This is a genomic window from Ideonella azotifigens (assembly GCF_021043325.1).
Taxonomy (GTDB): Bacteria; Pseudomonadota; Gammaproteobacteria; order Burkholderiales; family Burkholderiaceae_C; genus Ideonella; species Ideonella azotifigens.
This window is the reverse complement of the sequence record NZ_JAJNKD010000026.1, coordinates 33,971-47,127: the sequence shown is the minus strand read 5'-3', so window position 1 is coordinate 47,127 and position 13,157 is coordinate 33,971. Positions and strand designations below refer to the sequence as shown.

The 13,157-nt window shown below is 67.9% G+C and carries 11 protein-coding genes; 4 read left to right on the top strand and 7 right to left on the bottom strand.

The window, feature by feature from the left end; genetic code table 11:
* Position 1 precedes the first annotated feature (1 nt).
* Positions 2–1,432 (bottom strand): serine hydrolase domain-containing protein, encoded by a 1,431-nt coding sequence (locus LRH25_RS31160; RefSeq protein ID WP_231013154.1) that lies wholly within the window; start codon positions 1,430–1,432, stop codon positions 2–4.
* Between the two features lie 219 nt (positions 1,433–1,651).
* Between LRH25_RS31160 and ruvB the strand changes: the two genes are divergently transcribed.
* Positions 1,652–2,716, top strand: a complete 1,065-nt coding sequence (gene ruvB / locus LRH25_RS31155) for a Holliday junction branch migration DNA helicase RuvB (protein WP_141287081.1) — start codon at positions 1,652–1,654, stop codon at positions 2,714–2,716.
* Positions 2,717–2,906: 190 nt separating this feature from the next.
* On the opposite strand, the gene LRH25_RS31150 is transcribed toward ruvB, so the two are convergent.
* The 6 genes from LRH25_RS31150 to LRH25_RS31125 all read right to left on the bottom strand — a co-directional run bounded on the left by LRH25_RS31150 (position 2,907) and on the right by LRH25_RS31125 (position 10,606).
* Positions 2,907–4,607 carry a Na/Pi cotransporter family protein gene (locus LRH25_RS31150; protein ID WP_141287080.1) on the bottom strand — a complete coding sequence of 567 codons (1,701 nt, stop codon included), beginning with the start codon at positions 4,605–4,607 and terminating at the stop codon, positions 2,907–2,909.
* Positions 4,608–4,670: 63 nt separating this feature from the next.
* Entirely contained in the window at positions 4,671–5,501 is an 831-nt protein-coding gene (phnX, locus tag LRH25_RS31145) for a phosphonoacetaldehyde hydrolase (protein WP_141287079.1), read from the bottom strand.
* Positions 5,502–5,520: 19 nt separating this feature from the next.
* Positions 5,521–6,633 carry a TIGR03364 family FAD-dependent oxidoreductase gene (locus LRH25_RS31140; RefSeq protein ID WP_231013153.1) on the bottom strand — a complete coding sequence of 371 codons (1,113 nt, stop codon included), beginning with the start codon at positions 6,631–6,633 and terminating at the stop codon, positions 5,521–5,523.
* Between the two features lie 40 nt (positions 6,634–6,673).
* Positions 6,674–8,416, bottom strand: coding sequence for a putative 2-aminoethylphosphonate ABC transporter permease subunit (locus LRH25_RS31135; protein ID WP_141291094.1), 1,743 nt, complete (start codon positions 8,414–8,416; stop codon positions 6,674–6,676).
* Between the two features lie 10 nt (positions 8,417–8,426).
* Positions 8,427–9,554, bottom strand: coding sequence for a putative 2-aminoethylphosphonate ABC transporter ATP-binding protein (locus LRH25_RS31130; RefSeq protein ID WP_231013152.1), 1,128 nt, complete (start codon positions 9,552–9,554; stop codon positions 8,427–8,429).
* Positions 9,555–9,571: 17 nt separating this feature from the next.
* Positions 9,572–10,606: a putative 2-aminoethylphosphonate ABC transporter substrate-binding protein gene (locus tag LRH25_RS31125; RefSeq protein WP_141290867.1), complete on the bottom strand. Its 1,035-nt coding sequence runs from the start codon at positions 10,604–10,606 to the stop codon at positions 9,572–9,574.
* Between the two features lie 135 nt (positions 10,607–10,741).
* Between LRH25_RS31125 and LRH25_RS31120 the strand changes: the two genes are divergently transcribed.
* The 3 genes from LRH25_RS31120 to LRH25_RS31110 are packed head-to-tail and all read left to right on the top strand — an operon-like array spanning position 10,742 to position 12,865.
* Positions 10,742–11,446 carry a phosphonate utilization associated transcriptional regulator gene (locus LRH25_RS31120; RefSeq protein ID WP_141290865.1) on the top strand — a complete coding sequence of 235 codons (705 nt, stop codon included), beginning with the start codon at positions 10,742–10,744 and terminating at the stop codon, positions 11,444–11,446.
* Positions 11,427–11,990 (top strand): phosphonate degradation HD-domain oxygenase, encoded by a 564-nt coding sequence (locus LRH25_RS31115; protein ID WP_231013151.1) that lies wholly within the window; start codon positions 11,427–11,429, stop codon positions 11,988–11,990. The genes LRH25_RS31120 and LRH25_RS31115 overlap by 20 nt, the downstream gene beginning before the upstream one ends.
* The gene (locus LRH25_RS31110) at positions 11,987–12,865 is read left to right on the top strand and encodes an EamA family transporter (RefSeq protein ID WP_141289537.1); all 879 of its coding nucleotides are present in this window, start codon (positions 11,987–11,989) and stop codon (positions 12,863–12,865) included. Before LRH25_RS31115 ends, LRH25_RS31110 begins: the two co-directional genes overlap by 4 nt.
* Positions 12,866–13,157 lie beyond the last annotated feature (292 nt).

The following is a 13,157-nucleotide window of genomic DNA, read 5'->3' as shown; positions in this document are numbered from 1 at the left end:
TTCAGGGCGGCAACGGACCGACCCGGCGCCAGGTCTCGCCGTCGCCCTCGCCCCCCTCGAAGTAGCGCAGCGTCTCGCTGCCAGGCGCGGTCTCCAGGCGGTGCAGGGCGTTCTCAAACAGGAAGAGGCCGCCGGCGATGGGCCGCAGCTTGAGTGGCCGCCCCTCACCGCGTTGCGCATACAAGGCGCCGTCCTTCACACGCAGCAAGCGGTCATCCGCCGCGGCCGAGCTGCCAGCGGCGCGCCACACGCCTTGCAGTTTCTCCAGTTCACTCACCGGCAGGTCCAGCTTGGGGCCATCCGGAAAGGGCTGGCCCAGGGCAATGGCTGCCACTCGCCGCCCCAGGTTGCCGACGTTCAGCGCGCTGCTGTCGCTGTTGTGCAGCACCACCACGCTGAGCTGCTCCGCCGGCAGCCAGATGAGCACCGACTTGAAGCCGTGGATGCCGCCGCCGTGCTGCAGCATGGGCTGGCCGCGCAGCGTCTCGGCATAAATGCCATCGCCGTAGGCCGCCTTCTGCGCCGGGGCGCCTTCGGGCGTGACCATGCGCAGGTAGGTCGCCGGCTTCAGCACCCGGCCGCGATGCAGGGCCAGGTTCCAGCGCCAGAGTTCGTCCACCGTGCTGACCAAGGCGCCGGCTGCGTGCGGTTGCGTCATGCTCACCAGGCCCGCACGCTCCACGCCCGCGGCGCCGCTGCTGTAACCCGACACCATGCCGGAAATGACGCGATCCGGATCGTCATACTGGGTGCGGCCCAGGCCCAGCGGCTGCAGCATGGCCGCCACCTGCGCGTGCCAGGTCTTCTTCGTGATGGCCTCGATCACCGCGCCCACCAGCACGTAGCCGGAGTTGTTGTACGCCCAGGACGCGCCGGGCGCGAAGTCCACCGGCTGGCCGCTGAACTCGGCGATCATCTCCGCGGTGCTCAGGTCCCGCCGAATGGGATTGCCCATGTAGCGCGGCAGGCTGGTGAAGCTCTTCACGCCCGAGGTGTGGTTGAGCAGTTGCTGCAGCGTGATGCCGTCTGCGCCGGGGTAGCTCGGCAGGTATTTGGACAGCGGATCGTCCAGCTTCGCCAGTCCCTGGTCCACCAGTTGCAGCAAGGCCGCCGCCGAGAACTGCTTGGTCACCGAGCCGATGCGCAGCACCTGGTCCGGCGACAGCGGCACGCCAAGCTCGATGCTGGCCATGCCACGCGCGCTGCGGTAGAGCACCGTGTCGCCACGGGCCACCAGCATCACCGCGCCGGGCCCATCGGCCGGCACTGCGTTGGCGAGCAGCGTGTCCAGCTGCGCGCGCAGCTCGGCAGGTGCCGGCGCCGCCGCCAGGACCTGCAGGACGGGACTGAAGGCAATGACCGCGACTGCAGCGAGCCGGATGCCATGGCCGAACAAGCGGCGACGGGCGGGCACAAGGTTGTGAGTAGGCATGGGATTTTGGCCAGACATGGAAGATGCCAAGCCTCCCACCGTGACATGGGCGCTTCAAGCCGCCTGCGACGAAGCGGGCAATGAAAGGGACGAGCCGCGACGAGCTTTCGGCGCCGCAGGGCATCTGCCAAGCCACCCGTCCAGAAACCGCACCATGTTCGCGGCCGTTCCGCTGCAAGACTGAGCCCCGCCACGGTCCCGGCCGGCCATAATCCCTGTATGTCCATCCAGACCGACGATTTCGGCCCCGCCGCCAGCCGGCCGGCCCGTGTGGTCACCGCGCAACCGGTGACGCCGCAGGAAGAAGCGCAGGAACGCGCGCTGCGGCCCAAGGGGCTGGACGAATACGTCGGCCAGCTGAAGGCGCGCGAACAGCTGGAGATCTTCATTGGCGCGGCCAAGAAGCGCAGCGAGGCGCTGGACCATGTGCTGCTGTTCGGCCCGCCGGGGCTGGGCAAGACCACGCTGAGCCACATCATTGCCAATGAGCTGGGCGTGAACCTGCGCCAGACCAGCGGTCCGGTGCTGGAAAAGCCCAAGGACCTGGCGGCCATCCTGACCAATCTCGAGAAGAACGACGTGCTGTTCATCGACGAGATCCACCGGCTCTCGGCCGTGGTCGAGGAAATCCTGTACCCGGCGCTGGAGGACTACCAGATCGACATCATGATCGGCGAAGGCCCGGCCGCCCGCTCGATCAAGCTGGACCTGCAACCCTTCACGCTCGTGGGCGCCACCACCCGCGCCGGCATGCTGACCAACCCGCTGCGCGACCGCTTCGGCATCGTCACCCGGCTGGAGTTCTACACCGACGAGGAACTGGCCCGCATCGTGACCCGCTCGGCGCGGCTGCTGAACGCGCCCATCGACGTCGAAGGCGCGACCGAAATCGCCCGCCGCAGCCGCGGCACGCCGCGCATTGCCAACCGCCTGCTGCGCCGCGTGCGCGACTACGCCGACGTCAAAGGCACCGGCCGCATCACCCGCGAAATGGCCGACGCCGCGCTGAAGATGCTGGACGTGGACTCACGCGGCTTCGACCTGATGGACCGCAAGCTGCTCGAAGCCGTGGTGCACCGCTTCGACGGCGGCCCGGTCGGCCTGGAAAACGTGGCCGCCGCGATTGGCGAAGAGCCCGGCACGATCGAAGACGTGATCGAGCCCTACCTGATCCAGCAGGGCTTCCTGCAGCGCACGCCGCGTGGGCGGGTGGCCACCTTGATGGCTTACCGCCACCTGGGTGTGACGCCACCGCAGCGGGGCAGCGATCTGTTCGAGGGTTGAGCGACCACCGAGCTGGCCTCGGTTCCCCTGGCTCGCCTCCGCCACGGCGGTGCTTCAAATAAATGGGGTCAGAGTCAATTTATCGGGCACGCCGGTTCCAGCGAGTTGAGGTATCTCAAGATAAATTGACTCTGACCCCATTTATTTTCACGCGACCTCGGCGCGGCACCACGCACTGGGATTCAAACGCTCAGTCCGACCGAAAAGGTATCGGCCTCGGGGCCGCACTCAAGACCGCCGGCTGCGCTTGCTGCACCGCATCGCGTGCTGCAGCCGCCTCCAGCGTCGGATACGCAATCGAGCAGAGTTGCGAGTTGATGCGGCGCAGCTCGGTCAGCAGGTCCAGGTGCAGCGAGCTGGTCTGGATGCTCTCCGGTGTGTTGCCATGCAGGCGGTCGAAGTGGTTGGCGGCGCAGGCTTGCACGCGGTCGCGGAAGCGGCGTTTCTGGGCCAGCAGGTCGCGGGCTTCCTGTTCGTTGCCGCTGAGGAAGACGCTCATCGCCAGCCGGTGATTGCTCAGCAGCTGGCCGTGCAGCTCGGCCAGTTCGGCAATGCCGGCCTCGGAGAAGTTGCGGCCGGGGCGGATCTTCTTGTCCTCCAGGTCCTGCAGCACCCGCTCGGCCGCGTCGCCGATCTGTTCCATGTTGATCGTGAAGGCGAGGATGTCGGCCCAGCGCCGGCCCTCGCGCTCGGACAGCGAGCTGCGCTGGATCTTGGTCAGGTAGTACTTGATGGCCGAATACAGCGTGTCGACCTGGTCGTCCAGGCGGCGCAGCTCGGCCGACAGCGCCAGGTCGTTGTCGCGCATCACCGGCAGCAGGCCGCGCAGCATGGTCTCGACCAGGTCGGCCTGGTGCAAAGCCTCGCGCGCGGCGCAGGACATGGCAAGTTGCGGTGTGTCCAGCACCTCCGGGTCCAGGTGGCGCGGGCCAGTGGCGTGAAGCGCGAGCGCATTCGGCGAGACAGGTGGCGTCTCGCCCCAGCGGCCGACCAGCCGCGCCATCGCGCCGGTGGCCGGCAGGAACAGCAGCGCGCAGGCCAGGTTGAAGCTCAGGTGGAACAGCACCACCCACGAAGCGGCGCCCGGCCGCAGCGGCCCGAGCGACTGCGCCAGCCCGTGCACAAAAGGCGCGGCGAGCAAGCCGCCCGCCAGTTTGAACAGGAAGTTGCCCAGCTGCACACGACGACCTTCGATGGGCGCGTGCATGGTCGTCAGCAGGCTGCTGAGGCCGCTGCCCACGTTGGCGCCCAGCACCAGGCCAAACGCCACTTCCAGCGAGACGATGCCGGTGCCAGCCAGCGCGGCGGTGAGCAGCACCGCGGCCAGGCTGGAGTAGCTCATCAGCGCCAGCACCGCGCCGACCAGCAGCTCCAGCGGCGCGTCGTTGCGCACACCGCCAAGCAGCATCTTCATCTGCGGCGCGGCCAGCAAGGGCTCGGTCGCCAGGCCGATCAGGCGCAATGCCAAGGTGATGATGCCCAGGCCGATCAGCACGCCGCCCAGGCGGCCCGCGGTGCTGCCCTCTTGCGACAGGTGCAACACCACGCCAGCCAGCAGCAACAAGGGCGACAGCCAGGCCAGGTTGAAGGAGAACAGCAGCGTGACCAGGCCGGTGCCGACGTCTGCGCCGCGCAGCACTGCCAATGCGGTCGACAGCGACATCAGGCCCTGGCTGACGAAGGATGACGCGATCAGGCTGGTGGCCCCGCTGCTTTGCACCAGCGCCGTGACGCCCAGCCCCGCCAGCGCCGCGCTGGCGCGCGTGCCGGTGCTGGCCTGGATCAGCCGGCGCAGCCCTGCCCCGAACACCTTCAGGATGCCGGTGCGGACCAGGTGGGTGCCCCACACCAGCAGCGCAATCGCCGCCAGCAGGTTCAGCAGGTACAGCATGACGAGAAACGTGTGCCTTTTTGCCTGGTTTGGCCGGCCGAAGGGCCAGCCTTTTGGAAGGACTCAGGGCCGCTCACCTCGCGACAAGCGGGCCTGGATGTCATCGATGACAGGCAGCAGTTCGGCCACGCTGTCGATGACGTAGTGTGCCCCCGCTTCGCTCAGCTGGGATGCGGCTTTTTCACGCCTCCGGGCTTGTTCTGCAACGCCCAGCGATTGCCACTCGGCCAGCGACAGGCCCATCGCATTGCCGCTGACCGAAACGCCCACGGCCCAGGTGCCGGCGTTCAGGCCTTCCTGCAGGCCCACGCCGGTGTCGTCGACCTTGACCACGCTGTGTGCCGGCCACACGCCCAGGTCGGCAAAGCAGCGATACATCATCAGCGGAGAAGGCCGGCCCTCGGCCAGGTCGCCGGCGCAAACCAGGTTGTCGGCGACCAGGCCCTGGGCCTGCGCCAGTGGCGTGAGGACTTGCATGATGGGCCGGTTGTAGCCCGTCGTGGAGCCGATCTTCAGGCCGCGTGCGCGCAGCGCGGCCAGCATCAGCGGCGCGCCGGGAATGGCCTCGGCGAAGTCGGCCACCACGGCGGCGTTCATCGGCGTGAAGACTTCGTAGAGGTGATCCACGTCGGCGTCGCTGAACGGCTGGCCGTGGCGCGCCAGCCATTGGGCCGCGACCTCCGGCAACTGGCCCAGCGCGTGGATGTGGTCCCACTTGGCCATGCCCATCGGGCCGCGGGCCTGGTCGATGCCGAGCTTCACGCCGTAGCGCTCGAACAGGCGCACAAACGCGCCCATCGGCGCGCAGGAGCCGAAGTCCAGCAGCGTGCCGGCCCAGTCGAAGACGACGGCCTTGAGTGGATCGGTGGCAGGGAGGGATGTGTTCGATGTCATGGGATGTTCTGCGAGGGGCTCACCAGTCACCGAAAACGTCCTCGGCGATGCCGAAGGCGGTGCTGGCGCCAGTGCCGCTGGTGACCAGCACGACACGCGTGGCTTCGTCAGGACTGTCGATCAGGCAGTCGGTGCTGGCGGACGAGGGGTAGAGGCCGACCCAGCGCTCGGTCACCGTGGCCTCGCGCAGCTTCAGCGTCTCGCGCAGGTGGCGCAGGATGATGTCGTCCACGCGCTGGTCGGCAAACGGCAGCGGCGCGGCACCGTAGTGGTGGGAGTCACCCACCACCAGCGAGCCATCGGCACTCTGCACGACGATCAGGTGGATGCCGTGCTGCAGCGACTCGCCCTCCTCGCGCTGCATCTGCGCCAGCAGCGGCGCGGCCTCCGGCAGCTTGCTGTAGCCGTGGTAGCGCACCAGGCTCAGGTCGGCCATGACCGAGCCCGGCAGCTGGAAGCCCGGCTCGGGCCGCACGCGCAACATCTGCAGCTGGCACAGGCGCAGGTCATGAGGCGCAATGCGTTCGGCAAACAGGCCGTGGAGCTCGGTGTTGGTGCAGACGGCCACGCGCTCGGCATGCAGCACGGCGCGCGAGGTGCGCACGCGCGGCGTGGCCACCTCCAGCACCGCCTCGCCGAAGCGGAACATCACGCCGTGGACCTCGGCCAGCCACTGCGCCAGCAGCGCGATGGCGGTGCGCGACTCGACGCGCATCTCGTGCGGGCTGTACAGCACGCCTTGTGCGCCGTCCAGCTGCAGCGAGGGTGCGCGGCGCGCGGCCTCCGGCAGGTCCAGCAGTTCGCAGCCCTCGCCCATCTCGGTGCGCAGGAAGGCCTCCACCACCGCCAACGCCTGCGGGCGGAATGCCGTCAGGTACAGGCCCTGGTGCACAACCGCTATGCCGGCCTGCGGGGCCACCTCGCCCCACACCTGGCGGGCGCGGCGCGCGCGGCGCCAGGTGTCGCCCGCGCCCTGGCCGGTGACGGTGATGAAGCCGAAGTTGCGGATGGACGCGCCCACGCAGGCTGCGTCGCGCTCGACGACGCAGACCTTGAGGCCGCGGCGCGCGGCCGTGTAGGCGTGGGCCAGGCCGACGATGCCGGCGCCAACGACGATGAGGTCGTAATGCAATGGGTGAGTTGAAGAGCAGGTCACGTTCGATTCAGGCGTCTCAATGTGCAGGTGCCCGCCAGGCCTGGGTGCGGCGCTGGGCCCAGGCGGACAGCGCCATGTACAGCAGGCTGACCACCGTGGAGGTGGCAACGATCAGCACCGCCATGGCCGAGGCCGGGCCGATCTCGCCCGCGTCGTCGAGGTTCAGGATGGCCACCGAGGCCAGCTTGGAATTGGGCGTGTAGAGGAAGACCACGGCCGAGATCGTCGTCATCGCGTTGACGAAGAAGTAGCGCGACACGTCGATCAGCGCCGGCAGGCAGATCGGCAGCGTGACGCGCCAGAAGGTGCGGTAGAACGGCACTTTCAGCGAGGCCGACACGGCTTCGAATTCAGGGTCGATGGCCTTCAGCGCGGTGACCAGGGTCAGGTGACCGGTGGTGTAGAAGTGCACCACCGTGCACAGCACCAACAGCGCAAAGGTCTGGTACAGGCCATTCAGCGGGTTGCCCGGCGCGTTGAAGAAGAAGATGCAGCCCAGGCCCAGCACTAGGCCAGGCACCGCCATCGGCAGCATGGCCATCAGCCGCAGCAGCGGGCGCAGCGCGTCCAGCCCGCGCGTCTTCTCCATCAGGTAGGCGCCGATGAAGACCACCACCGGGCCGATCAGCGCAGTGCTGGCGGCCAGCTTCAGGCTGTTGATCAGTGCGTCGCCAAGCTCGGCGTCCACCAGGCCCATGGTGTAGTGCTGCAGGCTCAAGGAAAGGTTGTAGGGCCAGAAGCTGACGAAGGAGGCGAACACGGCCATGCCGAACATGGCCAGCATCAGCGCGGCGATCAAGCCGCAGTAGGCGGTCATCAGCGCATCGAAACCCGGCGCGCGGCGCGGCACCAGCGCCACGGCACGGGCACTCAGCAAAGCCATCTGCCGGCGCTGCACGAAGTGGTCGACAACGAAGGTCAGCACGGCGGGCGCGAGCAGCAGCAGCGCGACCACCGCGCCACGCTGGAAGTCCTGCTGGCCGATGACCAGCTTGAAGACATCGGTGGCCAGCACGTTGTAGTCGCCGCCCACCACCTTGGGCACGCCGAAGTCGGTGATGACCAGCGTGAAGGTGACCATCGCGGCCGAGATCAGCCCGTAGCGCGCGCCTGGCAGCGTGATGGTGAAAAACCTGCGCCAGCGCGTGGTGCCCAGCGCGTCGGCCGCTTCGTAGAGCCGGGCATCGGCCAGCGACAGCGCGGTCACCAGGATCATCAGCGTGTGCGGGAACACCGCGAAGCACTCGGCCAGCACGATGCCGGACGCGCCGTAGATGCCGTCGAAACCCAGCGCAAGCCAGAAGTCCTTGGCCATGCCCTGGTTGCCGAACCAGTAGATCAGCGAGATGGCCGACAGCAGCGACGGCGCCAGCAGCGGCAGCAGGCTGATGGTGCGGAACAGGCCCTTGAGCGGCATCATGCTGCGGGTCAAGGCATAGGCAAAACCAAACGCCAGCGGCAGCGTGAGCAGCACCACCAGCACCGACACGAAGACGCTGTGGCCCAGGCTTTGCAGCAGCGCGGGTGAGCCCAGGTAGCTGACAAAGGCACCCCAATGGCTGCTGTCGCCGGACGTGGGCCTGAAAGCCTGGGCCAGCAGCGCCAGCAGCGGGCCGATCAGGCCGACCAGCAGCAGCGCGGCAACCGCCAGCAGTCCCAGGTGGGCAATGCGGTCCGTCCAGTGCACCCGCTGGCGCGGCGCGCTGGCCACCAGCACGGCGCCAGCCTGGTCGGGAAACAGCAAGCGTTTGAGCAACATGCGCTTCGGCTCAGCTTGCGGCCGGGAACACGCGCAGCCGATCGGTGCGCAAGGCAAAGCGCAGCGTGCGGCCTTCGCTGACCTCGAACTCGTCCATCTGGTTCAGCGAGAACTGCAGCAGCAGCGTCTCGGTCAGGCCGTCCACGCGGATCGTCGCGAGGCAGTTGCCGCCCAGGAACTCGACGTGCTCGACCCGGCCTCCGCACAGACCAGGCGTGTCAGCCGCCAGTGGGCCGACGACGCGGTCCTCCGGCCGCAGGTACAGCAGCACTGGCGCGCCGGGCCGGAAGTCGCTGCCCTGGCCTGCGGGGCATTGCCAACGGTGTGCGCCGCAGCGGAACCAGCGGTCGCCCTCCGCCACCGCTGGCAGCCGGTTGACCTTGCCGACAAACTCGGCCACGAAGGCCGAAGCCGGCTCGCGGTAGATCTGCAGCGGCGTGCCGACCTGCTCGATGCGGCCGCGGTTCATCACCACGATGCGGTCGGCCACCGAGAGGGCCTCTTCCTGGTCGTGCGTGACCATGATGGTGGTGAGGCCCAGCTGGCGCTGCAGCGCGCGGATCTCGTTACGCAGCCGCACCCGCACGATGGCGTCCAGCGCCGACAGCGGCTCGTCCAGCAGCAGCAGCCCAGGAGACGTGGCCAGCGCGCGCGCCAGCGCCACGCGCTGCTGCTGGCCGCCGGACATCTGCGCCGGGTATTTGGCGCCGCTGCCCGGCAGGCCGACCAGCGCCAGCAGTTCCTCGACCCGCGCGGCCACTTGTGCCCGAGGCAGGCGCCGGTTGACCAGGCCGTAGCCGACGTTGTCGGCAATGCTGAGGTTGGGGAACAGCGCGTAGGACTGGAAGACGATGCCGTAGTCGCGCGCGGCCGGCGGCAGGCGGGAGATGTCCCGCCCGGCTTGCACCAGCGTGCCGGCGCTCTGGGTTTCCAGCCCGGCAATGATGCGCAGCAAGGTCGTCTTGCCGCAGCCCGAAGGCCCGAGGAAGCAGACGAACTCGCCTGGCGCGATGGCCAGGTCAATGTCTTCCAGCGCGGTGAAAGCGCCGAACTGCTTGGCCACGCCTTGCAGCGACAGGCAAGGTTCGCGGCTTGCCGACACGTCGCCTGCCGGGGCTTGGGTTTGGGCTTGCAGCATCGCGGGCCAGCCTGGGCTTACTTCTTCTTTTCGCTCTTGACGTCGTAGCGCTTGGTCCACTCGGCCAGGATGCGCTCGCGGTTCGCCGCGGCGAATTCGAAGTCCATCTTGATCAGGCGGGACTCGTAATCGGCCGGGATGTTGGGCAGCTTGGGCGCGACGCCGGGCTGGGCCGTCAGCGCGAAGTTCTTGCCGTAGAGCAGCATCGCGTCCTTGCTCGAAGCCCAGTCGGCCAGCTTCTTCGCTGCCGCCAGGTTCTTGGTGCCCTTGTGGATGCCAAACGATTCCAGGTCCCAGCCCAGGCCTTCCTTGGGGAACACCAGCTCGATGGGCGCACCCTTGGCCTTGTTGGACTGGCCGCGGTACTCGAATGAGATGCCGGCCACAAACTCGCCGGCCGCCGCCATGTTGCAAGGCTTGGAGCCGGAGTGGGTGTATTGCGCGATGTTCTCGTGCAGCGCGTCCATGTACTTCCAGCCGCCGCCCTTGCCTGCATCGTCGCCCCACAGCTGCAGCCAGGCGACCACGTCGAAATAGCCGGTGCCCGATGAGGCCGGGTTGGGCATCACGATCTGGCCCTTGTACTCGGGCTTGGTCAGGTCCTTCCAGCTGGTGGGGATGGGAATGTTCTTCTTCTTGGCCTCGACGGTGTTGAAGCAGACGGTGGCACCGAACACGTCCATGCCCCACCAGGCCGGCGGCGACTTCTTGTCACGGTACTGCGGCATGATCGCGTCGAGGTTCAGCGGCGCGTAGGCTTCCAGCATGCCTTCGCGCGCCATCAGCGCCATGCTGGATGCCGCCACGCCCCAGACCGCGTCGGCCTGCGGATTGGCCTTTTCGGCCAGCAGCTTGGCGGTGATGACGCCGGTGGAGTCGCGCACCCACTTGATCTCGATGTCCGGGTTGACCTGGTTGAACGCCGCCTGGTAAGCCTTCAGCTGGTCGGTCTCCAGCGCGGTGTAGACGGTCAACGAAGTCTTCTCGGCCAGGGCACCGGTGGCGGCCACAAGGCCGATCACGGCAGCCAACATCGATTTCAGAAAGCGCATGCAAACTCCTGCAGATGAATGAACGGTCCTTGCGACGGTGCTCGCAAGATCAAGACCAGCCTCGCATTCTGCGGATTGAAGATGAAAGATTGTTGACAATCTCCAAACTGGCGCGAGTTCCCCTAAGATTCCGGCATGAGCACACCGACCATTGCACAGCTTCAGGGCACCTCGCTGCCAAGCTTGGTGCAGACCGAGATCGAACGCATGATCCTGAGCGGCGAGCTGGGCGCCGGAGCCAAGCTGCCGGAGGCCGCGCTGGCCGCTCAACTGGGCGTTTCGCGCGGGCCGCTGCGCGAGGCCTTTCGCATGCTGGAGCAGGCCGGCCTGGTGCGCACCGAGAAGAACCGCGGCGTGTTCGTGCGCGAGCTGCCCATCGCCGAGGTGCTGGAGATCTTCGAGGTGCGCGCGATGATGGACCAGTACGTGGGCCGCAAGCTGGCCACCACGCTGAAGGCTCCCGAGGTGCGCGAGCTGCGCAAGCTGGTCGACGCGATGGACAGCGCCGCCAAGGCAAGCGACGCCAACGACTTCCACCAGCTCAACCTGCAGCTGCACGACCGCCTGCTGGAGCTGGCCGGCAATGCCAAGCTGACGGCCACCTACCGCAAGCTGATCAACGAACTTTCGCTGCACCGCCGGCAAAACCTGACGGCGGAGTCGATGGCGATCTACGCCCGCGAGCACCGGCAGATCGTCAAGGCGATTGCCGCTGGCGACGCCGAGGCCGCGGGCGATGCCATGTTCCAGCACACGATGAACAGCCGCGAGCGCACGCTGCAGAACCACGTGAAGGCGCAGCAAGCGCAAGGGGCTGCGAATGTCGCTCACCTTGGCTGACATCGAAACACTGTTCGCAGCGCATGGCGGCACGATGTACAGCGGCGAGCCGGTCACGCAGACCGAGCACGCGCTGCAGACCGCCCGGCTGGCCGAGCAGGCCGGCGCCGACGACGAACTGGTGACGGCCGCGCTGCTGCACGACCTTGGCCATTTGCTGACGGCCGCAGCGCATGGCGACACGCCCACGCTGCACGGAGTGGACGACCAGCACCAGACCGCCGTGCTGCCACACCTGAAGCCGCTGTTCGGCCCGCGCGTGCTGCGCGCCATCGCCGGCCACGTCAACGCCAAGCGCTACCTTTGCGCGACCGACGATGGCTACCGCGAACAGCTGTCGGCCGATTCGGTGCGCAGCCTGGCGCTGCAGGGCGGCGTGTTCAGCGCGCAGCAGGCGCGGGCCTTCATTGCCGCACCAGGGGCCGCCGAGGCGGTGCAGCTGCGCCGCTGGGACGACGCAGCCAAGACCGCGGGCCTGTCCACGCCTGACCTGGCGCACTACCTGGCCCGCGCACGGCGCTGCCTGCTGGCGGTGGCGCCTTGAGCGGCGGCACACCCGGCAGCGGCTGGGTGCTGCTGGCGGTGCTGGGCGCGGCATTGCTGCATGCGAGCTGGAACGCGCTGATCAAGTCGTCCACCGACAAGGCGCTGGACACCGGACTGATCCACGGCCTGGGCACGCTGGTCGCGCCGCCGCTGATGCTGTGGCTGGGCCTGCCGGATGCTTCGGCCTGGCCTTACATCCTGGCTTCGACGGCGATCCACATCGGCTACTACATCGCGTTGGCTGGCGCCTACAAGCACGGCGACTTGGGGCTGACCTATCCGCTGATGCGCGGCTGCGCACCGTTGCTGGTCGCCCTTTGCAGCCATGCGCTGATCAGCGAAAGCCTGTCCTTCATGGGCTGGGCCGGCGTGCTGACCATTTGCACCGGCGTGCTGGCGCTGGGGCTGTCACGCCATGCAAACGAAGGCGACCCGGCGCGCCGCCGCAAGGCGCTGCGCTTTGCGCTGCTCAACGCCGTGTTCATTGCCGGCTACACGCTGGTGGACGGCGTGGGCGTGCGCGTCTCGGGTGACGCCGGGCGCTATGTCGCCGCACTGTTCCTGCTCGACGGCCTGCCCTACCTTTCGCTGGTGCTGTGGCAGCGCCGCGCGCAATGGCCCGCCACGCGCGCCTACATGACGGCGCGCTGGCCGGTTGCACTGGGCGGCACGGTCGCGTCGCTCGGCAGCTACGGCATTGCGCTGTGGGCCATGACGCTGCTGCCGGTGGCGATGGTGGCCGCCATGCGCGAGACCTCGGTGCTGTTTGCCGCGCTGATCGGCACGCTGCTGCTGCGCGAACCCTTCGGCTGGCAGCGCGCTGGCGGCACCGCGGTGATCGTCGCCGGCATCATCGTGCTGCGGCTGCACTGAGGGCCAGCCGGGGCCGCCGGCACGCCTCGTGCTTACGTCTGAACCCGCTGATTTCTGGCGTGTTTTCATTCCCCAAAAATATGTGATGCATATACGTTAGAAATCTTGTGGAACTGTGGCGAAGGCTTTATGCTGACGTTCATGGCGTTGACACAACGCTGACACGAGCCCGCTACTGCCCTCACGGCAGCGCGGTGCCGGGCCAGCGTGCAAGGGACACGATTCCTCGCGTCAGCGTCTGCTTCTTGGCTGGTCTGCGCCCCATGAGGGCGCCGGCTTGCTCCCGGCCGTC

What these genes read in the sequence shown, in the direction of transcription:
- LRH25_RS31160 (WP_231013154.1), bottom strand. Translation starts at nt 1,432, where the DNA reads ATGCCTACTCACAACCTTGTGCCCGCCCGTCGCCGCTTGTTCGGCCAT.
- ruvB (WP_141287081.1), top strand. Translation starts at nt 1,652, where the DNA reads ATGTCCATCCAGACCGACGATTTCGGCCCCGCCGCCAGCCGGCCGGCC.
- LRH25_RS31150 (WP_141287080.1), bottom strand. Translation starts at nt 4,607, where the DNA reads ATGCTGTACCTGCTGAACCTGCTGGCGGCGATTGCGCTGCTGGTGTGG.
- phnX (WP_141287079.1), bottom strand. Translation starts at nt 5,501, where the DNA reads ATGACATCGAACACATCCCTCCCTGCCACCGATCCACTCAAGGCCGTC.
- LRH25_RS31135 (WP_141291094.1), bottom strand. Translation starts at nt 8,416, where the DNA reads ATGTTGCTCAAACGCTTGCTGTTTCCCGACCAGGCTGGCGCCGTGCTG.
- LRH25_RS31130 (WP_231013152.1), bottom strand. Translation starts at nt 9,554, where the DNA reads ATGCTGCAAGCCCAAACCCAAGCCCCGGCAGGCGACGTGTCGGCAAGC.
- LRH25_RS31125 (WP_141290867.1), bottom strand. Translation starts at nt 10,606, where the DNA reads ATGCGCTTTCTGAAATCGATGTTGGCTGCCGTGATCGGCCTTGTGGCC.
- LRH25_RS31120 (WP_141290865.1), top strand. Translation starts at nt 10,742, where the DNA reads ATGAGCACACCGACCATTGCACAGCTTCAGGGCACCTCGCTGCCAAGC.
- LRH25_RS31115 (WP_231013151.1), top strand. Translation starts at nt 11,427, where the DNA reads ATGTCGCTCACCTTGGCTGACATCGAAACACTGTTCGCAGCGCATGGC.